The 23,346-nt window shown below is 71.0% G+C and carries 16 protein-coding genes and 5 tRNA genes; 12 read left to right on the top strand and 9 right to left on the bottom strand.

The window, feature by feature from the left end:
* Nucleotide 1: 1 nt before the first annotated feature.
* The 4 genes from AC07FV_RS33090 to purM all read left to right on the top strand — a co-directional run bounded on the left by AC07FV_RS33090 (nt 2) and on the right by purM (nt 4,356).
* Nucleotides 2–799 (top strand): sterol carrier family protein, encoded by a 798-nt coding sequence (locus AC07FV_RS33090; protein ID WP_479091330.1) that lies wholly within the window; start codon nt 2–4, stop codon nt 797–799.
* A gap of 53 nt (nt 800–852) precedes the next feature.
* Complete coding sequence (locus AC07FV_RS33085; protein ID WP_479091329.1) at nt 853–1,641, top strand: META domain-containing protein; 789 nt, start codon at nt 853–855, stop codon at nt 1,639–1,641.
* Nucleotides 1,642–1,703: 62 nt separating this feature from the next.
* Entirely contained in the window at nt 1,704–3,230 is a 1,527-nt protein-coding gene (gene purF, locus AC07FV_RS33080) for an amidophosphoribosyltransferase (RefSeq protein ID WP_479091327.1), read from the top strand.
* A 43-nt stretch (nt 3,231–3,273) separates the two neighbouring features.
* Nucleotides 3,274–4,356, top strand: coding sequence for a phosphoribosylformylglycinamidine cyclo-ligase (gene purM, locus AC07FV_RS33075; protein ID WP_479091326.1), 1,083 nt, complete (start codon nt 3,274–3,276; stop codon nt 4,354–4,356).
* A gap of 78 nt (nt 4,357–4,434) precedes the next feature.
* Here the strand turns inward: purM and AC07FV_RS33070 are convergent, their stop codons facing one another.
* Together AC07FV_RS33070 and AC07FV_RS33065 are read right to left on the bottom strand one after the other, a co-directional pair.
* Nucleotides 4,435–4,686, bottom strand: a complete 252-nt coding sequence (locus AC07FV_RS33070; protein ID WP_053133512.1) for a DUF3073 domain-containing protein — start codon at nt 4,684–4,686, stop codon at nt 4,435–4,437.
* Nucleotides 4,687–4,996: 310 nt separating this feature from the next.
* Nucleotides 4,997–6,091: a Leu/Phe/Val dehydrogenase gene (locus AC07FV_RS33065; protein WP_479091324.1), complete on the bottom strand. Its 1,095-nt coding sequence runs from the start codon at nt 6,089–6,091 to the stop codon at nt 4,997–4,999.
* A 220-nt stretch (nt 6,092–6,311) separates the two neighbouring features.
* Between AC07FV_RS33065 and AC07FV_RS33060 the strand changes: the two genes are divergently transcribed.
* Both AC07FV_RS33060 and bldC read left to right on the top strand, forming a co-directional pair.
* A complete protein-coding gene (locus AC07FV_RS33060) occupies nt 6,312–7,163 on the top strand; it encodes a DUF8083 family protein (protein ID WP_479091323.1) in 852 nt (283 codons plus the stop codon).
* A 532-nt stretch (nt 7,164–7,695) separates the two neighbouring features.
* Entirely contained in the window at nt 7,696–7,902 is a 207-nt protein-coding gene (gene bldC, locus AC07FV_RS33055; protein ID WP_003949541.1) for a developmental transcriptional regulator BldC, read from the top strand.
* 431 nt (nt 7,903–8,333) lie between these two features.
* On the opposite strand, the gene AC07FV_RS33050 is transcribed toward bldC, so the two are convergent.
* The 7 genes from AC07FV_RS33050 to AC07FV_RS33020 all read right to left on the bottom strand — a co-directional run bounded on the left by AC07FV_RS33050 (nt 8,334) and on the right by AC07FV_RS33020 (nt 15,056).
* The gene (locus AC07FV_RS33050; protein WP_053133502.1) at nt 8,334–8,528 is read right to left on the bottom strand and encodes a DUF6274 family protein; all 195 of its coding nucleotides are present in this window, start codon (nt 8,526–8,528) and stop codon (nt 8,334–8,336) included.
* 247 nt (nt 8,529–8,775) lie between these two features.
* A tRNA-Asp gene (locus AC07FV_RS33045) sits at nt 8,776–8,850 on the bottom strand.
* A 95-nt stretch (nt 8,851–8,945) separates the two neighbouring features.
* Nucleotides 8,946–12,923, bottom strand: coding sequence for an ATP-dependent RNA helicase HrpA (gene hrpA / locus AC07FV_RS33040; protein WP_479091321.1), 3,978 nt, complete (start codon nt 12,921–12,923; stop codon nt 8,946–8,948).
* 130 nt (nt 12,924–13,053) lie between these two features.
* Nucleotides 13,054–13,127: transfer RNA gene (locus tag AC07FV_RS33035), tRNA-Phe, on the bottom strand.
* Between the two features lie 24 nt (nt 13,128–13,151).
* Nucleotides 13,152–13,226, bottom strand: a tRNA-Asp gene (locus tag AC07FV_RS33030).
* 36 nt (nt 13,227–13,262) lie between these two features.
* A tRNA-Glu gene (locus AC07FV_RS33025) sits at nt 13,263–13,335 on the bottom strand.
* An 80-nt stretch (nt 13,336–13,415) separates the two neighbouring features.
* Nucleotides 13,416–15,056 carry a metallophosphoesterase family protein gene (locus tag AC07FV_RS33020; RefSeq protein WP_479091320.1) on the bottom strand — a complete coding sequence of 547 codons (1,641 nt, stop codon included), beginning with the start codon at nt 15,054–15,056 and terminating at the stop codon, nt 13,416–13,418.
* Nucleotides 15,057–15,183: 127 nt separating this feature from the next.
* On the opposite strand from AC07FV_RS33020, the gene AC07FV_RS33015 reads away from it, so the two are divergent.
* From AC07FV_RS33015 to AC07FV_RS32990, 6 genes are all read left to right on the top strand, one after another.
* The gene (locus AC07FV_RS33015) at nt 15,184–15,534 is read left to right on the top strand and encodes a metallopeptidase family protein (RefSeq protein ID WP_043383624.1); all 351 of its coding nucleotides are present in this window, start codon (nt 15,184–15,186) and stop codon (nt 15,532–15,534) included.
* A 96-nt stretch (nt 15,535–15,630) separates the two neighbouring features.
* Complete coding sequence (locus AC07FV_RS33010) at nt 15,631–16,188, top strand: hypothetical protein (RefSeq protein ID WP_479091319.1); 558 nt, start codon at nt 15,631–15,633, stop codon at nt 16,186–16,188.
* 352 nt (nt 16,189–16,540) lie between these two features.
* A complete protein-coding gene (locus tag AC07FV_RS33005) occupies nt 16,541–18,730 on the top strand; it encodes a DEAD/DEAH box helicase (protein ID WP_479091318.1) in 2,190 nt (729 codons plus the stop codon).
* A 297-nt stretch (nt 18,731–19,027) separates the two neighbouring features.
* Nucleotides 19,028–21,373 (top strand): FG-GAP repeat domain-containing protein, encoded by a 2,346-nt coding sequence (locus tag AC07FV_RS33000; protein ID WP_479091317.1) that lies wholly within the window; start codon nt 19,028–19,030, stop codon nt 21,371–21,373.
* Nucleotides 21,374–21,448: 75 nt separating this feature from the next.
* Entirely contained in the window at nt 21,449–22,984 is a 1,536-nt protein-coding gene (locus tag AC07FV_RS32995; protein ID WP_479091316.1) for an amino acid permease, read from the top strand.
* 118 nt (nt 22,985–23,102) lie between these two features.
* A tRNA-Lys gene (locus AC07FV_RS32990) sits at nt 23,103–23,175 on the top strand.
* Nucleotides 23,176–23,346 lie beyond the last annotated feature (171 nt).

Here is a 23,346-nt window from a genome sequence, read left to right as displayed (position 1 = left end):
CATGCCGCCCGCCAGGAGACGCGCCCGCGCCTACGACCCCGCCCGGACCCGCACCGCCGTGCTGGCCCAGTTCGCCCACGTACGGGCCGCCGCCCGCGGCCTCACCCCCGAACAGCTCGCCCTGCCGACCCGGCTCGGCGACTGGACCGTACGGGAACTGCTCGCGCACCTCGGCGCGGCGCTCTCCGCCGTGCCCCGGCTGCTCGACGAGCCCGAACCCGCGCGCCAGGACGCCCGCCTGCTCGACTGGCCGTTCGCGACCGCCGCCGACGCGGAGCCCATCGCCGCTACCGCCCGGCGCCTCGCGGCGGACCACCCCGACCTCGACGCCCACCTCGCCGACGTGGAGCGGCGCTTCACCGACGCCCTCGCCGCCCACCCCGGGAGCCGGCTGCTGGCCACCCGGGCGGGCGCCCTGCCGCTGGACGACTACGTGGTCACGCGCACCGTGGAGCTGGTCGTCCACACCGACGACCTCGCCGCGGCCGTCCCCGGCCTCGACATCCCCTACGACCGGCAGGCCCTGGCCGCCGCGACCCGGCTGCTGGCCGACGCGCTCGCCGCCAGGGCGCCCGGCGGCTCGACCGAGGTGCGCATCCCGCCGTACGCCGTGGTGCAGTGCGTCGAGGGGCCCCGGCACACCCGCGGCACCCCGCCCAACGTCGTCGAGACCGACCCGCTGACCTGGGTCCGGCTGGCGTCCGGCCGGCTCGCCTGGAAGGACGCGGTGACCGGGGGGCAGGTGCGCGCGAGCGGCGAGCGGGCCGACCTCGGGGCGCTGCTGCCCCTCCTCGGCTGAGAACGGATCGCGGCCGAGGGGAACCCAACCCTCCGCACGTCCGTCGAATCGGCATGTACAGGCAGAAGCAGCAGCGCAACGTGACCCTGACCGTGGTGGCGCTCGCCGCGCTCGTGCCGCTCGCGGCGGCCTGCGGCGGCGAGAAGGCCGACAGTGGCAGTGGCTCCGTCGGTGCCGGCGAACCCCTCACCGGTGTCCGCTGGAGCATCGACAGCGTCACCGTCGACGGCACCACCCACCAGGCGCCGGACTCGGCGCACGTCCGGATCGAGGAGAGCGGCGAGGCGGTGGGCAGCACCGGCTGCAACACCTTCGGCGCCCGCGCGACCGTCGAGGGCGGGCGCGTGCGGGTCAGCGACGCCATGTTCACCGAGAAGGCCTGCGACAAGACCCCGGCGGACTTCGAGAAGTCCCTCGGCCGCGCCCTCGCCGACGGCTCCCTCACCACCGAGAACAAGGGCGAACGCCTGACGCTCACCACCTCCGACGGCGACACCGTCCGGCTGAGCAGGCCCGAGGAGGCCTCCCTCCACGGCACCCGGTGGACCGTCACCGCCCCCGGACTGCGGGGCACCGCCCACCTCACCTTCGACCGGGACGCGAAGACCGTCGTCGGCCGGCTCCCCTGCAACCACGTCAACGCCAAGGCCACCGTCAGCGACGGCAGTATCACCCTCGGCGCCCCGTCCACCACCCGAATGATGTGCGAAGGCTCACTCATGGACGCCGAGAAGCGCCTGCTGCGGCTCTTCGGCGGGACGGTCGAGTACCGCATCGACCACGAGACCCTCACGCTGACCAGCAAGGACGGCACGACCGTCCGGGCCTTCGCCGATCGGTGATCCCCGGGTGAGCCGCCGTACCCAATTCGGACCAGTGGTCGACCTCGCCTACACTCGGAGGCGTGCCACGTGGTGACGGTCGACTCAATCACGATCTGCTTCCGGGCGAGAAGGGCCCCCAGGACGCATGCGGCGTCTTCGGTGTCTGGGCTCCCGGTGAAGAGGTCGCAAAACTCTCCTACTTCGGGCTCTACGCCCTCCAGCATCGAGGCCAGGAATCCGCGGGAATCGCGGTCAGCAACGGCTCACAGATCCTCGTCTTCAAGGACATGGGACTGGTCTCCCAGGTCTTCGACGAGACCTCGCTCGGTTCGCTCCAGGGTCACATCGCGGTCGGACACGCCCGCTACTCGACCACCGGTGCCTCCGTGTGGGAGAACGCCCAGCCGACGTTCCGTGCCACCGCGCAGGGCTCCATCGCGCTCGGGCACAACGGCAACCTCGTCAACACCGCCCAGCTCGCCGAGATGGTCGCCGACCTGCCCAAGCAGGACGGCCGCTCGACGCGGGTCGCGGCGACCAACGACACGGACCTGCTGACCGCGCTCCTCGCGGCCCAGGTCGACGAGGACGGCAAGCCGCTGACCATCGAGGAGGCCGCTCACAAGGTCCTTCCCCAGGTCATGGGCGCCTTCAGCCTCGTCTTCATGGACGAGCACACCCTCTACGCCGCCCGGGACCCCCAGGGCATCCGCCCGCTGGTCCTCGGCCGGCTGGAGCGCGGCTGGGTGGTCGCCTCGGAGTCCGCCGCCCTCGACATCTGCGGCGCCTCCTACGTCCGCGAGATCGAGCCGGGCGAGTTCGTCGCCATCGACGAGAACGGCCTGCGCACCTCGCGATTCGCAGAAGCGAAGCCCAAGGGCTGTGTCTTCGAGTACGTGTACCTGGCCCGCCCGGACACCGACATCGCCGGCCGGAACGTGTACCTCTCGCGCGTCGAGATGGGCCGCAAGCTGGCCGCGGAGGCCCCCGCCGACGCCGACCTGGTCATAGCGACCCCGGAATCCGGCACCCCCGCCGCGATCGGGTACGCCGAGGCCTCCGGCATCCCCTTCGGCAACGGCCTGGTGAAGAACGCCTATGTGGGCCGCACCTTCATCCAGCCCTCGCAGACCATCCGCCAGCTCGGCATCCGCCTGAAGCTGAACCCCTTGAAGGAAGTCATCAAGGGCAAGCGGCTGGTCGTCGTCGACGACTCCATCGTCCGCGGCAACACCCAGCGGGCCCTGGTCCGCATGCTCCGCGAGGCAGGCGCCGCCGAGGTCCACATCCGGATCTCCTCCCCGCCCGTGAAGTGGCCCTGCTTCTTCGGCATCGACTTCGCCACCCGCGCCGAGCTGATCGCCAACGGCATGAGCATCGAGGAGATCGGCACCTCGCTCGGCGCCGACTCCCTGGCCTACATCTCCATCGACGGCATGATCGAGGCGACCACGATCGCCAAGCCGAACCTGTGCCGCGCCTGCTTCGACGGCGAGTACCCGATGGAGCTCCCCGACCCCGAGCTGCTCGGCAAGCAGCTCCTGGAGACCGAGCTGGCCGCCGGGCCCGCCGCCACGGCCGCCGCCGACGCCATCCGTCGCCCGTAGCCGTCCGCAATACCTGCCGTACGACACGAAGGTTCTCATCGTCATGCCTGACACAACTGGTGCCAGCAGCGCAGCAGCCTCCTACAAGACCGCAGGTGTCGACATCGAGGCGGGCGACCGCGCCGTCGAGCTCATGAAGGAGTGGGTGAAGAAGACGCAGCGCCCCGAGGTCCTCGGCGGCCTCGGCGGTTTCGCCGGCCTCTTCGACGCCTCCGCCCTCAAGAACTACGAGCGCCCCCTGCTCGCCTCCGCCACCGACGGCGTCGGCACCAAGGTCGACATCGCCCGGCAGCTGGGCGTCTACGACACCATCGGCCACGACCTGGTCGCCATGGTCATGGACGACATCGTGGTCTGCGGTGCCGAGCCGCTCTTCATGACCGACTACATCTGCGTGGGCAAGGTCCACCCCGAGCGTGTCGCCGCCATCGTCAAGGGCATCGCCGAGGGCTGCGTGCTGGCCGGCTGCGCCCTGGTCGGCGGCGAGACGGCCGAGCACCCCGGCCTGCTGGGCGCGGACGACTTCGACGTCGCCGGCGCCGGCACGGGCGTCGTGGAGGCCGACCGGCTGCTCGGCCCGGATCGCATCCGTACGGGTGACGCGGTGATCGCCATGGCCTCCTCGGGGCTTCACTCGAACGGGTACTCGCTCGTCCGCCACGTCCTGCTGAACGAGGCCGGGCTGGCCCTGGACGCGCACCTGGACGGCCTCGGCCGCACCCTCGGCGAGGAACTGCTGGAGCCGACCAAGATCTACTCGCTGGACTGCCTGGCCCTCACCCGCACCGCCGAGGTCCACGCCTTCAGCCACGTCACGGGAGGCGGTCTCGCCGCCAACCTGGCCCGCGTGATCCCCGACGGCCTGCACGCCGTCGTGGACCGCTCCACCTGGACCCCGGGCGCGATCTTCGACCTCGTCGGCACGACGGGCCGGGTGGAACGCCTGGAGCTGGAGAAGACCCTGAACATGGGCGTGGGCATGATCGCGATCGTGCCCGAGGAGTCGACGGACGTCGCCCTGACGACCCTGGCCGACCGCGGAGTGGACGCCTGGGTGGCCGGTGAGATCACCGACCGCGGCGACCACGCGACGGGCGCCGCGCTCGTCGGCGACTACGCCGGCTGAGAGCCCGGCGGCCGTGCGGGTAGCACTAAACCCGGTCGGTGACCTGAGTCACCGACCGGGTGAGTGTTCCGTGCAGGGTCAAGCGCCGCGTCGCTGTTGCGGGGACTGGCCGTCCTCGTCCTGGTCGTCGTCCCCATAGAGGTCGGCGTACCGCGCGTACACGTCATCGTCCTGCTCATCGTCCTCGAATTGCTCGCCATTCGGCGGTTGCGAATTCGACGGCGATGCGCCCAGCTCCTCGGCCAGGCGGGAGAGATCAGTCCCACCGCTGTTGTACTTCAGCTGGCGGGCGACCTTCGTCTGCTTGGCCTTGGCCCGGCCGCGCCCCATGGCTCGACCCCCTCAACGACGGGGCTCGACGGCCCCAGAGTCTTGACACGCGTTCATGGTCCGGCACGGACTCTCCGTGGAGAGACCGGTCCGTAGGGCTTCCACGGTACCTGAGCCCACGCCCATACGGTACGTCGCCCGTAGGACGTGGCTACGCCCATGACCTTCGAGGCGCCCCGTCCTCGCTGGTCAAAGGCGATTTTAACCACCTTTCGGCGGTCGACCCGCCGGGAGAAGTGAGAGTTCTCTCCAAGTGCCCCCCGGCAGGTACCGCTCACAGCTTCGGAACGCCTTCCCGATCACCGCGGGATCACACCCGGGAGCGCGCCTCCGCCATCCGCTGCTCGGCGATCCGGTCGGCCGCGGCGGCCGGCGGGATACCGTCCTCATTCGCACGTGCGAAGATGGCGAGCGTGGTGTCGAAGATCTTCGCCGCCTTCTCCTTGCACCGCTCGAAGTCGAAGCCGTGCAGCTCGTCGGCGACCTGGATGACACCGCCGGCGTTCACCACGTAGTCCGGCGCGTAGAGGATGCCGCGGTCGGCGAGGTCCTTCTCCACGCCCGGGTGGGCGAGCTGGTTGTTGGCCGCGCCGCACACCACGCGCGCGGTCAGCACGGGCACCGTCTCGTCGTCCAGGGCGCCGCCGAGCGCGCAGGGGGCGTAGATGTCGAGGTTCTCGACCCGGATCAGCGCGTCGGTGTCGGCGACGGCGATCACCGACGGGTGCCGCTCGGTGAGCGCGCGGACGACGTCCTTGCGCACATCGGTGACGACCACGTGGGCCCCCTCGGCGAGCAGGTGCTCGACCAGGTGGTGGCCTACCTTGCCGACGCCCGCGACACCGACGGTGCGGTCGCGCAGTGTCGGGTCGCCCCACAGGTGCTGGGCACAGGCCCGCATGCCCTGGTAGACGCCGAAGGCGGTCAGCACGGAGGAGTCCCCCGCGCCGCCGTTCTCCGGGGAGCGGCCCGTCGTCCAGCGGCACTCGCGCGCCACGACGTCCATGTCGGCGACGTACGTGCCGACGTCGCAGGCGGTGACGTACCGGCCGCCGAGCGAGGCGACGAACCGGCCGTAGGCGAGCAGCAGCTCGTCCGACTTGATCTGCTCCGGGTCGCCGATGATCACGGCCTTGCCGCCGCCGTGCTCGAGGCCGGCCATGGCGTTCTTGTACGACATGCCGCGGGCGAGGTTCAGCGCGTCGGTGACGGCCTCCGCCTCGTTCGCGTACGGGTAGAAGCGCGTACCGCCGAGCGCGGGGCCCAGGGCGGTGGAGTGGAGGGCGATGACGGCCTTCAGGCCGCTGGCACGGTCCTGGCAGAGCACGACTTGCTCATGGCCCCCCAGCTCCGAGTGGAACAGGGTGTGGAGGACATCAGCAGGTGCGCCGGTTACGTCGGTCACGGTGGTGACTCCTGTGTAGGTGCGGCGGGTGGAGACGGGTCCCCGTGCGGGTGGCGGGGACTGTGGCACGAGATTAGGGCCTGGCGGTGGCCGCCCGCCGCACAGTGCTCAGGATCACCTCCGCACGGAGTACACGCGTGCGACGATTTGCAGAGGTTCCCGCGCGTTTGTGATCGACCGACGCAGGTTTTCGCAGCGTCGCGCGGGGGAGGGAGCAGGCGTGCCCAAGGTGTCCTCGGTGATCGTCCCGTACGCGGCGTACCTGCGCGTGTACGAGCCGCTGGCCGCCTTCCCGGAGGACGAGCGCGGCCACTGGACCCGCTACGCCCGCCGAACCGACCTGCCCACCTACCAGGACGAGCTGCGCCGCTCCCTCGCGGACCTGCTGCCCGTCCCGCCCGTCCCCGTCCCGGTGCACGAGAGCGCGGACGCGTTCGTGACCGAGGTCGACGGGGTGGTCTGCGTCTGCCCGTGGCGGACCCGGCTGCGCGGCTGGCTGGCGCTGGAGGAGCTGCCGGAGGACTTCCCCGAGCCCGTCCTCGACGCCCTGCTGCCCCCGGTCGTGCGCCGGCAGAGCGCCCAGGACTACGAGCGCTGGCTGCGGCGCAACCCGGACGCCCGCCCCTGGATCCGCACCGCCACCTGGCAGGTGCCGATCAACTGGTTCGTCCTGGTCTCCGACGCGGAGCGGGAGTACGAGAAGGCCGGCGACGGCGAGGGGGCGGCCGCGCCGGTGCTGCGGTACCGGACGCCGATGGTGCAGGCCCGCCGACGGGTCGCCCGGGGCCTGCGGGCGCTGCGGGAGGCCATGGACGAGGGACCGCTCATCGACGGTCTGGTGGACGTGGGGCGCTGGCTGGAGGAGTTCCACCCGCGTTCGCTGGTGGAACTGGACTACGGAGGGCTGGTGCACGCGGTGCCGTCCGGTGAGCTGGAGGACGACCACTCGGCCGCCGACGTGGCCGAGGGCATCGAGGCACTGCGCCACGGTGACGGGGCGGCGGCGGGGGCGGCGTACGGGCGGCTCGTGGAGCGCTGGCGGGCGGTCCGGGACCGGCGGTCCGCGAACTGACGTTTGACGTACCGCCCGATGTGGGGTTTCGTCTTCCGCTCCGACACGTGGCTCGAGTGGGCTGATGTTTCGTCAACAAGGGACGTAGGTCCCGATCCGGGCGTAAGCGTCAAGCGTGACGGACCGCACGTACATCACTCTTGCGCCCCTTCCCCCTCCTCATGCCAAAATAGGACAAGGAGTCCGGGGAGGGCTCCGTCCGTCCTGCTGTGATGCACTGTGGGCGGAATCGCAGCATTGCACGCTTTGGGGGGTCTGGTGACTCCTGATCGCCCTGTGACTGATCGTCACAGTGGCGTGACTGTCCGCTATGGCATGGTCCATCGGCTTCCGTCGCTGATGAACACCTGGGAGGGCAATTCCATCGGTTTGGCCGACGCGGCTGGACGGATGGTGTAGTTGTAGTGCCGAGGACAAGCCGTTCGTCCTATAACCGACTCGACCCGTGTCCGCCATTTCGGGCAACGCGGGTCAAGGTGCAGAATTTAAAGGAAAGAACCGAGAAGGTTCGGTTCTCCCGAGGAGGCCGCTCATGACCGCTCGCACCCCTGATGCCGAGCCGCTGCTGACCCCGGCTGAGGTCGCCACCATGTTCCGCGTCGACCCGAAGACGGTCACGCGCTGGGCGAAGGCCGGCAAGCTCACGTCGATCCGCACGCTCGGCGGGCATCGCCGCTACCGCGAAGCCGAGGTCCGCGCTCTGCTCGCGGGCATTCCGCAGCAGCGCAGCGAGGCCTGAACAACTGAATAACCGGGCAGAACGGCAGGTCCCCCAACCCGCCGAGGCGCTCGGAACCACAGCTCAACACGATGCCGTTCCTGCCCCAACAGGGGTGCGTCGTGGATCGCGCTGGACTCCGCCGGGTCCAGCGCGATCTTTTTTGTGTGCGGTCCTGTGGCCGGGGGAGGACCGTCGGGCGGCTCTGTGAGCGGCCTTGTCGGAGTCTGGGGAGGGGTGTCGGATCAGCTGTGCGAGGGCCGCGTAGAGGTAGTGCAATTGCACATATTAAATGGACCCGTTGTAGGGGAGCCATAAGTGCCACGGTTCCAGAAACTCATGCGGTGACACCCGTCACACCGTCCTCCGCTTGTTGGCCCCGGCGTCCGTGCGCTAGAGGAGACGTGAACTCCAGCAAGGCGGCGTGGCAAGGGTGTTGGGGGCGGCACCCCTCAGGCGGTGGGAGCGCTCTCGTCCTCGAGGCCCTCTTGACGCTCCGTCGGAGACTGTGGGGCGGACGAGTCCAGCGCCAGTCGCAGCAGCCGGTGGCAGATCGGGCAGTGCCGCGTCAGGTGGCGGTACGACGACGCGGCCGCCAGGTGCGCGCGGAGCAGGGCCCGTGTCTCGTGCCTGACCGATGCCGCCATGCGCCACCTCCGGGGACCGCGCGGAGAACGTGCCCTGTCTCTGAAGTACCGAGGGAATGTGACGCCGTCAAGGCCACCAGGGGGCGCTGAGGGCCTCCGGTGGGCGTGGGGCGGGGTTCGGGCGTACGAAGGGGGCGGCGCGGTCCCACGGGGCGCTTGGGCGCCGCGGGCGCACGGCCCTTGGCCGGACCGGACCGGGTCCGGGGCAACGAAAAGGGCCCGCACCGATCGGCGCGGGCCCTTGCTGCGGTCCTGACGGGATTTGAACCCGCGGCCTCCACCTTGACAGGGTGGCGAGCACTCCAAACTGCTCCACAGGACCAGGTTTTGCGGCGCTTGTTTCTGCGTTGCGCTGCGAGACGAGACTCTACAGGAGGGCGAGCCCCTGGGTCGAACTCACCCTCCGTACGGCCCTGGTCACGGTGCGAGGGCGTCGATGGCCTTGACGATCCGCTTGTCGGAGACGGGGTAGGCCGTGCCCAGCGCGTGCGCGAAATAGCTGACCCGGAGCTCCTCGATCATCCAGCGGACCTCCAGCACCTGCCGCGGCACCGGCCGCCCCTGGGGCAGCTGCTCCAGCAGCCACGCGTACTCGTCCCGCATCTCGTGGACCTTCTCCATCCGGGACGTGTCCCGCTGGACCCCGGTCGGCATCTGCTGGAGCCGCCGGTCCGCGGCGACCAGATACCGCATCAGGTCCGGCAGGCGCCTGATGCCCGCCTCCGTGACGAAGCCGGGCTTCACCAGCGCGTCCAGCTGCCCCCGTACGTCCTGGAGGTTGGCCAGCAGCGCGGGGCTCCGTACGGCCTTCAGGCGGCGCTCGCAGGCCTGCCAGGCCGCCAGCACCTGCTGCACCTGGCCCACCGTGCGGACGGTCGTGTCGACGATCTCCGCGCGGACCTTGTCGTAGAGCTTCCGGTAGGACTCCTCGTCCCACGCCGGTCCGCCGAAGTCGGCGATCAGCCGGTCCGCCGCCGCCGTGGCGCAGTCGTCGAACAGCGCCTGGATCGAACCGTGCGGATTGGCGGACAGCCCGAGCTTCTGCTGGTTGGTCAGCTTCTCGGACGCGAACTTCGCCGGATTCACCGGGATGTTGCGCAGGATCAGCCGGCGCGTGCCCTTCCACATCGCCTGCGCCTGCTCGGCCTCCGTGTCGAAGAGCCGTACCGAGACGGTGTTCGCCGTCGGCCCGTCGTCCACCAGAGCCGGGTAGGCCTTCACCGGCTGTCCGGCGCGGCGCGTCTCGAAGACGCGCGTCAGGGTGCCGATCGTCCAGTCCGTCAGCCCCGTGCGCTCCAGGGACTCGCCGCCGCTGCGCTCCGCGGTGGCGGCGGCGGCCTGCGACAGCGCCTTGCGCGCCTTGGGCCTCAGCCGCAGCTTCAGGGCCTCCAGGTCCTTGTCCTCGGCCAGTTTGCGGCGCCGCTCGTCGACGATCCGGAAAGTGATCTTCAGGTGGTCCGGGACCCGCGACCAGTCGAAGTCCTCCGCGTCGAACGGCACTCCGACCATCCGGCGCAGCTCGCGCGCCATGGTCACCGTCAGCGGCTCCTGGAGCGGCACGGCCCGCCGCAGGAACTTCTGCGCGTAGTCCGGCGCCGGTACGTAGTTGCGGCGGACCGGCTTGGGCAGGGAGCGGATCAGCTCCGTGACGACCTGCTCGCGCAGACCGGGGATCTGCCAGTCGAAGCCCTCGTCCGTGACCTGGTTGAGCACCTGGAGCGGAACGTGCACGGTCACGCCGTCGGCGTCCGCGCCCGGCTCGAACTGGTACGTCACCCGGAACTTCAGCTGCCCCTGACGCCACGAGTCCGGGTAGTCGTCCTTGGTGACCGCCCCCGCCTTCTCGTTGATGAGCATCTCGCGCTCGAAGTCGAGGAAGTCGGGCTGCTCGTGCCGCTTGTGCTTCCACCAGGAGTCGAAGTGCGCGCCGGAGACGACGTGCTCGGGCACCCGCTGGTCGTAGAAGTCGTAGAGGGTCTCGTCGTCGACCAGGATGTCCCGGCGCCGGGCGCGGTGCTCCAGCTCCTCGACCTCGGTGAGCAGCCGGCGGTTGTCCGCGAAGAACTTGTGGTGCGTGCGCCAGTCGCCCTCGACCAGGGCGTTGCGGATGAACAGCTCCCGGCTGGCCTCCGGGTCGATGCGCCCGTAGTTCACCTTGCGCTGGGCCACGATCGGCACGCCGTACAGCGTGACCTTCTCGTAGGCCATCACGGCCGCCTGGTCCTTCTCCCAGTGGGGCTCGCTGTAGGTGCGCTTGAGGAGGTGCCCGGCGAGGGGCTCGACCCACTCCGGCTCGATCCGCGCGTTGACGCGGGCCCACAGGCGGGAGGTCTCCACCAGCTCGGCGGACATCACGAACCGCGGGGGCTTCTTGAAGAGCGCGGAGCCGGGGAAGATCGCGAACTTGGCGTTCCGGGCGCCCAGGTACTCGTTCTTGCCCGTGCTCCTCCCGCCCTCGCCTCCGGCGTCCTTCACGTCCTTCATGCCGACGTGGGAGAGGAGCCCGGCCAGCAGCGACACGTGGACGCGGTCGTCGGGGGCGTCCTCCTCGTTGAGGTGGATGCCCATCTGCTTGGCGACCGTGCGCAGCTGCGTGTAGATGTCCTGCCATTCGCGGATGCGCAGGAAGTTGAGGTACTCCTGCTTGCACATCCGGCGGAAGGACGACGAGCCGCGCTCCTTCTGCTGCTCCCGCACGTACCGCCACAGGTTCAGGAAGGCCAGGAAGTCGCTGGTCTCGTCCTTGAAGCGGGCGTGCTGCTGGTCGGCCTGGGCCTGCTTCTCGGACGGCCGCTCCCGCGGGTCCTGGATGGACAGCGCCGCCGCTATGACCATGACCTCGCGGACACAGCCGTTGCGGTCGGCCTCCAGGACCATCCGGGCCAGCCGGGGGTCGACGGGCAGCTGGGCCAGCTTCCGGCCGGTGTCGGTGAGCCGCTTGCGTACGTCCTTCTGCGCCGGGTCCAGCGCGCCCAGCTCCTGGAGGAGCTGCACGCCGTCGCGGATGTTGCGGTGGTCCGGCGGGTCGATGAAGGGGAACTTCTCGATGTCGCCGAGGCCGGCGGCGGTCATCTGGAGGATGACGGAGGCGAGGTTCGTGCGGAGGATCTCCGCGTCGGTGAACTCCGGGCGCGCCTCGAAGTCGTCCTCGGAGTACAGCCGGATGCAGATGCCGTCGCTGGTCCGCCCGCAGCGGCCCTTGCGCTGGTTGGCGCTGGCCTGCGAGACCGGCTCGATCGGCAGGCGCTGCACCTTGGTGCGGTGGCTGTACCGGGAGATCCGGGCGAACCCGGGATCGATGACGTACTTGATGCCGGGCACGGTCAGCGAGGTCTCGGCGACGTTGGTCGCCAGAACGATCCTGCGTCCGGTGTGCTGCTGGAACACCCGGTGCTGTTCGGCGTGCGACAGCCGCGCGTAGAGCGGCAGCACCTCCGTGAACCGGTACTTCTTCTTCTCCAGCGCGTCGGCGGTGTCCCGGATCTCCCGCTCTCCGGAGAGGAAGACGAGGATGTCACCCTTCCCCTCCGCCATCAGCTCCTCGACGGCGTCGGTGATCGCGGTGATCTGGTCCCGGTCGGCGTCGTCGCCGTCCTCCTCCAGCAGCGGCCGGTACCGCACCTCCACCGGGTACGTCCGTCCGCTCACCTCGATGATCGGCGCGTCGCCGAAGTGCCGGGAGAAGCGCTCCGGATCGATCGTCGCCGAGGTGATGACGACCTTCAGATCCGGCCGCTTGGGCAGCAGCTGGGCGAGGTAGCCCAGCAGGAAGTCGATGTTGAGGGACCGCTCGTGGGCCTCGTCGATGATGATCGTGTCGTAGGCGCGCAGTTCACGGTCGGTCTGGATCTCGGCGAGCAGGATGCCGTCCGTCATCAGCTTGATGAACGTGGCGTCCGGGTTCACCTGGTCGGTGAAGCGCACCTTCCAGCCGACGGCCTCGCCCAGGGGCGTGTCCAGCTCGTCCGCCACGCGTTCGGCGACGGTGCGCGCGGCGATCCGCCGCGGCTGGGTGTGGCCGATCATGCCGCGCACGCCCCGGCCCAGCTCCACGCAGATCTTCGGGATCTGGGTCGTCTTGCCGGACCCGGTCTCACCGGCGACGATGACGACCTGATGATCGCGGATGGCCTCCGCGATCACGTCCTTCTTCTGGCTGACGGGCAGCTGCTCGGGGTAGCTGACGGCGGGCACACGGGACCGGCGTTCACCGATGCGCTGCTCGGCCTTGGTCACCTCTGCGTCGATCTCGGCGAGGACGGCGGCGCGGGCCTCCGGCTTGCGGATCTTCCGCGCGCCTTCGAGCCGCCGGCCGAGCCGGTGCGCGTCGCGCAGGGACAGCTCGGTCAGCCGGGGGGCGAGGGTGCCGAGCGCGGGGGCGGGGTGCGTAGACATACGGGTTCCAGGATCTCATCCCCGAGAAAATCCTGGCGAGCCATTTCCGCCCGGGCACTCCGGCCTCGGCACTGCGCCCGTCACCGGGCGACACAAAACCCCCGTCGATGATCTCGACGGGGGTTGAATGTGGCTGGGGCCGGGGTCGAACCGGCGACCTATCGCTTTTCAGGCGATCGCTCGTACCAACTGAGCTACCCAGCCGCGAGGTTTCACGTGAAACCTCAGCGGTCCTGACGGGATTTGAACCCGCGGCCTCCACCTTGACAGGGTGGCGAGCACTCCAAACTGCTCCACAGGACCAAGCTTGTGTACGACAGTGTCGCACACCGTACTGCGTGCCCCCAACGGGATTCGAACCCGTGCTACCGCCTTGAAAGGGCGGCGTCCTAGGCCGCTAGACGATGAGGGCTATCGGCCCGCCTGGGCGCTTCGCAGCGCGTCGGGGACGTGAGAAGCATATGGGATGGCGGGAGCTATCGCCAAAACGGTTTACGGCCGGGTGGGGGTGGGGCCGGTCGGGGACGGGCCGCTGCCCGAGGCCGCGGGGCGCGTGCCGGTGGAGGACGGGGCCGGGCCGGTGGGGCTCGGGGTCGCGCCGGGCTGGTTCTCCTTGGGGAGGTGCCGGCTCACCTCGGCCGTCGTCAGGCCCAGGCCACCGAGTTTGATCTCGTCCCAGGCCTGGAGCCGCCGGCTGTCCCGGTCGAAGTACAGGATCGACGCCTGGATGGGGTCGGGGTGCTTGCCCTCGACCGCGCGCAGGCCGCTGCCGCCGGTGGAGCCCTCGATGCGCAGGCGGGTGCCGTACTTCATGACCTCCATGTCCTCGCGGTGGACGTGCCCGGCGAGGACCAGCGGGACCTCGCCGTCGACCTGGCGGGCCGCCGACGGTTCGTGGGCGACGGCCACGTCGACGGGGGTGCCGGCCGCACGCTGGTCGCGCAGGGCCGAGGCCAGGCGGGCGCCGGCCAGTTCCTGGGACGCCTCGGCACCTTCCGGTCGCGAGCGGTCGGGGGTGAACTGCGGGTCGCCGATGCCGGCGAAGCGCAGGCCCGCGACGTTCCGCGCCCGGCCGTCGTCCAGGACGTGCGTGTTCTTCAGGCCCTCGAGGTACTCCTGGGTGACGCGGGAGTCGTGGTTGCCGCGGACCCAGACGTAGGGGGCGCCGAGATCCTCGACGGGGTCCAGGAAGCTGTTCTCCGCGGCGGTGCCGTGGTCCATGGTGTCGCCCGAGTCGACGATCACGTTCACCTCGTACTGCTCCACCAGCGAGGCGATGATCTTCCAGCTCGCCGGGTTCAGGTGGATGTCCGACACGTGCAGGACGCGGATCGTGGTCGGGTCGGGCTGGTAGGCGGGGAGGGTGGAGGTGACGTCGTAGAGCTTGGTGACGTTCGTGACCAGGCGGGCCAGTTCCTTCTGGTAGATGTCGAACTCGGTCACGATGCTGCGCGCGTTGCCGACGAGGGAGGGTGCGGAGGAGAGCAGGCCGGAGAACTTCGGTTCCAGGACGGAGTCGGGGTTCAGGGTCGCGTAGGCGGTGCCGCCGGAGGCGACCAGCAGGGTGAGGGCCATGCCGCCGGCGGCCAGCGCGGGGCGCGGGCGGCGGTAGACCGCCAGCCCGAGGGCGGTGGCGCCGGTGACCACGGCGACGCAGGAACGGACGGCGAGGTCGAGCGTGCCGTGCGCGACGTCCCGGGCGACCTCGTCCTGGAGACCGGAGAGGCGTTCGGGGTGGTCGACCAGGGCCTGAGCGCGGTCGGGGTCGAGTTGGTCCACGTTGACGTCGAGGCGGACCGGGGCGATGTGGCTGTCCAGGCGGAGAGCGCCCAGCGGGGAGACGTTGATCTTCGTGCCGCCGCTGACGGAGGGGCGCAACGTCATGGTCGTGTTCATGGGGCCGACGGGGACGCGGACGTCCCCCACGACCAGCAGCCCCAGCCAGGCGCCGAGCAGCACGACGGTGACGAGACCGACGGCGCGGGTCCAGGGACGCGGCCGGGGGGCGAGTTCCGGCGCCGCGGCAGCCCGGTGGGTCCGGGGGCGGCGGCGGAACAGGGCGCGCGGGGCGTTGCGGATGGGGTTCATCACCTCGGCCAGGACGTGCGGGACGGCGGCGGGGACGCGAGCCATTGGGCCCGTATGCCCAGGCCCCGGGGCGGGTATGCGGACGCCGGCTCGCGGCCGCCGCACGGGGTGGGGTGCGGGGTGCCCGCGGACGGCTGTGTCGTACTCCACGGTCGTACCCGACAATGGGCCTGTGCTGGAGATGACGCGCGAGGAGTTCGAGGAACTGGTCGCCGAGGCCCTGGACCGGATTCCGCCGGAGTTGACGCGGCTGATGGACAACGTCGCCGTGTTCGTCGAGGACGAGCCGCCGGCGGACGACCCCGAGCTGCTTGGGCTGTACGAGGGGACGCCGCTGACGGAGCGCGGGGAGTGGTACGCCGGCGTGCTGCCGGACCGGATCACCATCTACCGGGGGCCGACGCTGCGCTTCTGCGAGACCCGTGAGGACGTGGTGGCCGAGACCGAGGTGACGGTGGTCCACGAGATCGCGCACCACTTCGGCATCGACGACGCGCGGCTGCACGCCCTCGGGTACGGGTGAAGCGCTCGGGTCAAGGTCCGCGGTGCGCGGCGCGTGTCCTCTTGTGGGTGACGGGAGTTGGGCACGGTGACTCCTGACCCCCGGAGGTGGCCGCCCGTGCGCCCCTTGAACGTTCCCGTCCGACTGGCCGCCACGGCCGTGGCCGTCGCCGCCGCCGCCGGCTGCATGAGTGTCGGCGACGGCGCGTCCGGCGGGGGCGCCAGGCCGTCGCACTCCACGGGGGAGCGGGGCGACGAGGCACCCGGCGGCGGTCCGGCGCTGACCGGCGGGAACGCCGGGTACGGCGCGGCGGCGGCCGACGAGGGACGTGGCCGCGGCAGGGGGAAGAAGGACAAGCGCGACGGCGCGGACGCGGGCGGGGACAAGAGCGGGGACAAGGGCCGGAAGGGTACGGACGCCACTCCGGCGACCGCGCCGCCCGGACGGGCGACCGGGGCTCCGCCCGCGCAGGGCGGGGGCGAGGAGCCCGTGCCCACCCGGACGCCGCCCCCTGAGCCCACGCGCACGGTCGAGCCGGAGCCGACACCGACCCCGGAGCCGCCGCTCACGCCGACGCCCGAGCCGACCCCGGAGCCGTCCTCGTCGGCGCACGAGCCGCCGGGGACGCAGCTGGCACAGAGGGAGCCGGCCCCCGAGGCCGGGGCACCGGTGTAGGGGCGGCGGGTGGCACCGAGGGACGGACGCGGCAGCGTCACCGGGGGCCGCGGCCGGGCGGGTGACCTGGTCGGCGACCGGGGCTGCGAGCCGGTCGGCAGTCGGGGCCGCGGCCGGGTCGGCAACCGGGCTGAGCTGGGCATGTGCTACCCGGTTTGCCTTCGGGGGTGGAGGGTGCGTATGGTGGTAGATCGTTTGATCCCATTTGCCCGGCGCCACCGCAGAGCGCGCCGTGTGGCGCGTACTCTCCCTTGCCGTGATGGACCGCATCGAGGCGGTCGTATTGCGAATCGCGATTCACGGAGTTGACGGGCGCGTGCCGACGAGAGACTCCGGAAGGTTTCGCATTCGCATGTCCATCACCAGTACTGATCACGTCGTCGTGCCCGAGAACGCCGAGGGCGTGGAAGGTACGCCGGAGGCCGTGGAGGCCCCCGCGACCCCCGAAGTCACCTTCGCCGACCTCGGTCTGCCCGAGGGCGTCGTGCGCAAGCTCGCGCAGAACGGCGTGACCACCCCCTTCCCGATCCAGGCCGCGACCATCCCGGACGCGCTGGCCGGCAAGGACATCCTCGGCCGGGGCCGCACCGGCTCCGGCAAGACCCTCTCCTTCGGTCTGCCGACCCTGGCCACGCTGGCCGGCGGCCGCACCGAGAAGCACAAGCCGCGCGCCGTCATCCTGACGCCGACCCGTGAGCTGGCCATGCAGGTCGCCGACGCGCTCCAGCCGTACGGCGACGTCCTCGGCCTGAAGATGAAGGTCGTCTGCGGCGGTACCTCCATGGGCAACCAGATCTACGCCCTGGAGCGCGGCGTCGACGTCCTCGTCGCCACCCCGGGCCGCCTGCGCGACATCATCAACCGCGGCGCCTGCTCCCTGGAGAACGTGCAGATCGCCGTCCTCGACGAGGCCGACCAGATGTCGGACCTGGGCTTCCTGCCCGAGGTCACCGAGCTGCTCGACCAGGTCCCGGCGGGCGGTCAGCGCATGCTCTTCTCGGCCACGATGGAGAACGAGATCTCCACGCTGGTCAAGCGCTACCTGACCGACCCGGTCACGCACGAGGTCGACAGCGCCCAGGGCAACGTGACGACCATGTCGCACCACATCCTGGTCGTGAAGCCCAAGGACAAGGCGCCGGTCACCGCCGCGATCGCCTCCCGCAAGGGCCGCACGATCATCTTCGTCCGCACCCAGCTGGGCGCCGACCGCATCGCCGAGCAGCTCTGCGACGCCGGTGTGAAGGCCGACGCGCTGCACGGCGGCATGACGCAGGGCGCGCGCACCCGGGTCCTGGAGGACTTCAAGAAGGGCTACGTCAACGCCCTCGTCGCCACCGACGTCGCCGCGCGCGGCATCCACGTCGACGGCATCGACCTGGTGCTCAACGTCGACCCGGCCGGCGACCACAAGGACTACCTGCACCGCGCGGGCCGCACCGCGCGCGCCGGCCGTACCGGCACGGTCGTCTCCCTCTCCCTGCCGCACCAGCGGCGTCAGATCTTCCGGCTGATGGAGGACGCGGGCGTCGACGCCACGCGCCACATCATCCAGGGCGGCGCGGCCTTCGAGCCGGAGGTCGCCGAGATCACCGGTGCCCGGTCGATGACCGAGGTCCAGGCCGAGTCCGCGGGCAACGCGGCGCAGCAGGCCGAGCGCGAGGTCGCCCAGCTCAACAAGGAGCTGGAGCGGGCCCAGCGGCGCGCGACCGAGCTGCGCGAGGAGGCGGACCGACTGGTCGCCCGCGTCGCGCGGGAGCGTGGCGAGGACCCGGAGACCGTACTGGCCGAGGTGGCCGCGGCGGTGACCGAGGCCGAGGTCTCGCTGCCCGAGCAGCCGGGCGCGCGGGACGTCGAGCAGGTCGAGAAGGCCGAGCGCGGCGGCGGCAACGGCCGTGACCGCTTCGCCGACCGTGACCGCTCCTTCGAGCGTCGTGACGACCGTGGCGGCCGTTCCTTCGAGCGCCGTGACGACCGCGGTGGCTTCCGCCGTGACGACCGGGGTGACCGTGGTGACCGTGGCGGGCGTTCCTTCGAGCGCCGTGACGACCGTGGTGGCCGTTCCTTCGAGCGCCGTGACGACCGCGGTGGCTTCCGCCGTGACGACCGGGGCGACCGTGGTGACCGTGGCGGGCGTTCCTTCGAGCGTCGTGACGACCGTGGCGGCGACCGCGGTGGCCGTTCCTTCGAGCGTCGCGACGACCGGGGTGGCGACCGCGGTGGCTTCCGCCGTGACGACCGGGGCGACCGTGGTGACCGTGGCGGGCGTTCCTTCGAGCGCCGTGACGACCGCGGTGGCGACCGTGGCGGCTTCCGCCGCGACGACCGCGGCGGACACCGCGGCAGCGACCGTCCGTTCAACCGCGACCGCCAGGGCGACCGCCCCGGCAGCGACCGTCCGTTCAACCGCGACCGCCAGGGCGACCGCCCCGGCTTCCGCTCCGGCGGCCACGACCGCCCGTACGGCCGTCGTGACGACCACCGCGGTTCCTCCTCCTTCGGCCGCCGCGACGACAAGCCGCGCTGGAAGCGCAACGGCTGACGCCGCAGCCTGACCGGCTGAGTGCACTGAGTGCCGTGGCCCCTGCCCTGACGGGTGGGGGCCGCGGCATTTCTCCTCGTGCTGCGACCGTCCTCCCCGTTCCGGATGCGGTGAGGGTGTCCGTACTCGGTGAACCCGCTGTAAGATCAGCCGACTTCCGAGGGGGATGTGACGGCGGAGACCGGGGGGTCACGCGGAACCGGCGGTACGGTACGCGGCGCGCGCTCCCTCTCGTACCACTGGGAGGGGCTCGCCTTGGCTCGACATGTCTTCCTACCCCGCTCACGCGGCCGGCGCGTGGCCGTCGCCGTCACCGCTTCCGCCGCGCTGGTGGCCGCCCTGAGCCCGATGCTGCCGTCGGTGCCCGCGTCCGCCGCGGAGGTGGCCGAGGAGACGGTGGTGCCGGCGGCACCGCGCTACGAGCGGATGCGAGGGCAACTGCTCCACAACAGCAACATCCGCGCCGGCGTCTACGGCGCAGGAGCCCAGGGCTTCTTCCACAGCCTCGAAGGCCATCAGGGGACGGTGTGGACGCGCTACTCGGACGGCAGGACCGTCCCGGCACCGCTGAGGGGGGAGTACGTCTCTCTCCGCGGCACGAGCAGTGACGTTCTCGCCTACGTTCACGGCGACAACCGGGTCGAGCTGTGGGATGCGGTCGATGGCACCACGCGTACGTTCAGGATGCCCGACGGCCAGTCGCTTCTCGGCGTCTACGGCGGCACGGTGTTCTCGACCCACTACGAGCGCCCGGGCGAAACGAGCACGCGAGTGCTGCACCTGCTTCATCCGCAGGACGACGGGACGGTCGTCGACACCGTGGTCACCGGCGCGCCGGAGGGGATGCGCCTGGGCGGGGCCGTGGGGGCCGACGCGGACACCTTCCTCTTCTCGGCCCGGATGAACGAGACCTCCCCGCGGATCGTGGAGGTCGACCGGTCGACCGGACGGGTGCTCGGATCGACCCAGGACCTGCCCGCCGAGTACTACTACACGACGGTTTCGCCTTCCCATGTGCTGATGTACGGCAAGACCGCCGGTGCTCCGGTCCTGTCGGTCCCACGCCACGACCTGTCGGCGACGCCGGTACCGCTCCCAGCGGGGCACGGGGTGGACCCGATGAACGGTGTGGCCGTGGTCGGCGACTGGGTGGTCCACCGACCGGCGTCCGGGCAGGCCGTGCAGGCCGTGCCGATCGCGGGCGGCGAGCCGGTCACCCTGCTCAGCGACTCCTACCCGGCCATCAGCGTCACGCCGGAAGGGGGTGCGGTCATCGTGGGCGGGCGCACCCGGTCACGCGACGACTGGGGTTTCCAGCGCATCCGGCCGGGTGCCGGCGGCGGCCAGCCCGTGGTGGAGCAGGTCAAGTCGCTGGCACCGCCGCCGATCCCGATCCGTGGGCTGTCGCTCGATCAGGGGCGCCTGGTCGCCGCACAGCACGACGGCCCCGGCCTGCGCGACGACTACCTGCGGCTCGTGGCACCCTCGGGCACGCCGGAGTTCGGCGATCGGAGCAGATTCCGGCCGTCGGGCTACGGAATGGGCGGATGTCCGACAGGCGAAGGCCGCTGCACGCCGATACGCGGCACCGCGGACGGGCGGGTCGTCTGGCTGGAACAAGACGTCTCCGCATCCGGCTGGGTCCGGGCCGACGGTCCGGGCGAGTACGACAACTGGGAACGGACGAACCTGCCCGCCGGCGGCCAGATCACCGACGTCTCCGGCCGGTACTTCCTCTACTCGACCGCCAAGCTGCTGTACGCGTACCCGCTCGACGGCCGTGTCCGGCGCCCGGCCCCGGCGGGCGACGCCCAGGTCACACGCCCTCCGGCCGTCATCCGCCCGGCCGGTGCCGCCGCCCTCTCCGGTGACCTGCTCTGGACGGCCGCGAAGGTTCCGGGCAGTCTCACCGCCCACCACCTCTCCACCAGGAAGAACACCGAGACCGTCACCACCGGTGCCGACTGCCGGCCCACCGAGATCCAGGCCCTGGGCCGCTGGCTGTACTGGACCTGCGAGGGCAGGGCTGGGGTGTACGACCGTACGGCGAAGAAGTCCGTGCCGGTGCCGACGGGCGAGGCGAAACTGGGGGACGGCTTCGTCGTCACGCACGACCGGCGGGCCGGGAAGCTGACCCTGACCGCGGTCGTCGGTGGCAAACCCGTGAGCCGGGTGATCGGTGACCTGCCCGACACCGGTGCCTCCCAACGCGACCTGCGCTGGACGGTCGACGAGTCCGGCCCGAACGCCGCCTACGTCGATGCCCAGGAGCGCGTCCACCTCGTGCCGTCCGGTGTGCCGCAGCAACCGCTGCGCCTGCTCGATCCGGTGGAGAACGCCGCCTCCGTCACCCGCCGCGAGCAGGACACCGTCCCCGAGACCCTCACCACGGTGCTGCTGTCCAAGCCGGCCGCGAGCCGACGGCTGACGGTGCGCAGCAGCACGACCGGCAAGGTCGTCGACACCCGGGACGGAGGTTTCACGCGCGGCGAGCTGATCGTCGGCTGGCACGGCAACCAGCGCGCGGACTCGCGGGAAGTGGCCCTGCCCGCGGGCCTGTACGACTGGACGCTGTCCGTCGTGCCTGCGGACGGCACCGGCGCTCCGCTGGAGGTGCGGGGCACGGTCCGGCTGGTGCGCTGACCGGTCCCACGGCACGACGGTATCCGGCCTTCGAGTGACGCATGTCACGCCCCCGGCGAGGGAATTGCTGGGGGCATGACAGATGACGCCAAGGCGAGTGGGCTGTCGGACGAGGAACGGCTGGCCCAGCTCGGCTACACCCAGGTTCTGGCCCGCCGCATGTCGGCGTTCTCCAACTACGCGGTCTCCTTCACCATCATCTCGGTCCTCTCCGGCTGCCTGACCCTCTACCTGTTCGGCATGAACACGGGAGGTCCGGCCGTCATCACGTGGGGCTGGGTCGCCGTCGGCCTGATGACCCTCTTCGTGGGCCTGGCGATGGCCGAGATCTGCTCGGCGTACCCGACGTCGGCGGGCCTGTACTTCTGGGCGCACCGTCTCGCGCCACCCCGCACGGCCGCCGCCTGGGCCTGGTTCACGGGCTGGTTCAACGTGCTGGGCCAGGTCGCGGTCACCGCCGGCATCGACTTCGGCGCCGCGTCCTTCCTGGGCGCCTACCTGAACCTCCAGTTCGACTTCGAGGTCACCCCCGGCCGCACGATCCTCCTCTTCGCCGCCATCCTGATCCTGCACGGCCTGCTCAACACCTTCGGCGTCCGCATCGTCGGCCTGCTGAACAGCGTCAGCGTCTGGTGGCACGTCTTCGGTGTCGCGGTCATCGTGGGCGCGCTGACCTTCGCGCCCGACCAGCACCGGTCGGCGTCCTTCGTCTTCGGCGAGTTCGTCAACAACACCGGCTGGGGCAGCGGCGTCTACGTCGTCCTGATCGGTCTGCTGATGGCCCAGTACACCTTCACCGGCTACGACGCCTCCGCCCACATGACCGAGGAGACGCACGACGCGTCGACGGCCGGCCCGAAGGGCATCGTCCGCTCCATCTGGACCTCCTGGATCGCCGGCTTCGTCCTCCTCCTCGGTTTCACCTTCGCCATCCAGTCCTACGACGGCGCCCTCGCCTCCCCGACCGGAGCACCGCCCGCGCAGATCCTGCTCGACGCGCTCGGCGCGACCGCGGGCAAGCTGCTGCTGCTGGTCGTCATCGGGGCGCAGCTGTTCTGCGGGATGGCCTCGGTGACGGCCAACAGCCGCATGATCTACGCCTTTTCCCGGGACGGCGCGCTGCCCTTCTCCCACCTCTGGCACACCGTGAACCCGCGCACCCGCACGCCGGTCGCGGCCGTCTGGCTGGCGGCGCTGGCCGCGCTGGTCCTCGGCCTGCCGTACCTGATCAACGTCACGGCGTACGCGGCGGTGACGTCGATCGCCGTCATCGGCCTCTACATCGCGTACGTCATCCCGACCCTGCTGCGGCTGCGCAAGGGCGACGACTTCGAGCGCGGGCCCTGGCATCTGGGCCGCTGGTCGCGGGCGGTGGGCGTGGTGGCGGTGACGTGGGTCGGCGTCATCACGGTCCTGTTCATGCTCCCCCAGGTCTCCCCGGTGACCTGGGAGACCTTCAACTACGCGCCCGTCGCCGTCCTGGTGGTCCTCGGTTTCGCCGCGACCTGGTGGCTGGCCTCGGCCCGGCACTGGTTCCTCAACCCCGACCACGCACGCACCCGGGCCCGTGCGGCGGCCCGGGCGAACACCCCGGAGCCGGTGGACCCGTAACCGCCGGACCGCGCGACCGGGGCCGACGCGGCCGTGTCTCCGATACCCGATCGGCGTCCCGGCCGCGTCGGGCTATGCTCGGTGTGGCAACATCACGCATCACCGTGCAACACCCCCTGGGCCCTTAGCTCAATTGGCAGAGCAGTGGACTTTTAATCCATTGGTTGTGGGTTCGAGTCCCACAGGGCCTACCGGTGGCGGGCGGGCCGCTAGCCCCCTGCCCGGTCACGCAGCGTCCGAGTCGGCACCGCCCGCTCGGGCGCTGCCGCGTTGTCGGCCCGGACCGCGGCTTGCTCTCTGCCTGTCTGTCTCTCCGCCTTCGACGGAGAACAGGGACGGATGGTGTGAATATGGGTTATATG

The organism is Streptomyces sp. NPDC045956 (assembly GCF_056430705.1).
The sequence above is the reverse complement of the archived record's forward strand: the minus strand, read 5'-3'. Positions and strand labels throughout refer to the sequence as shown.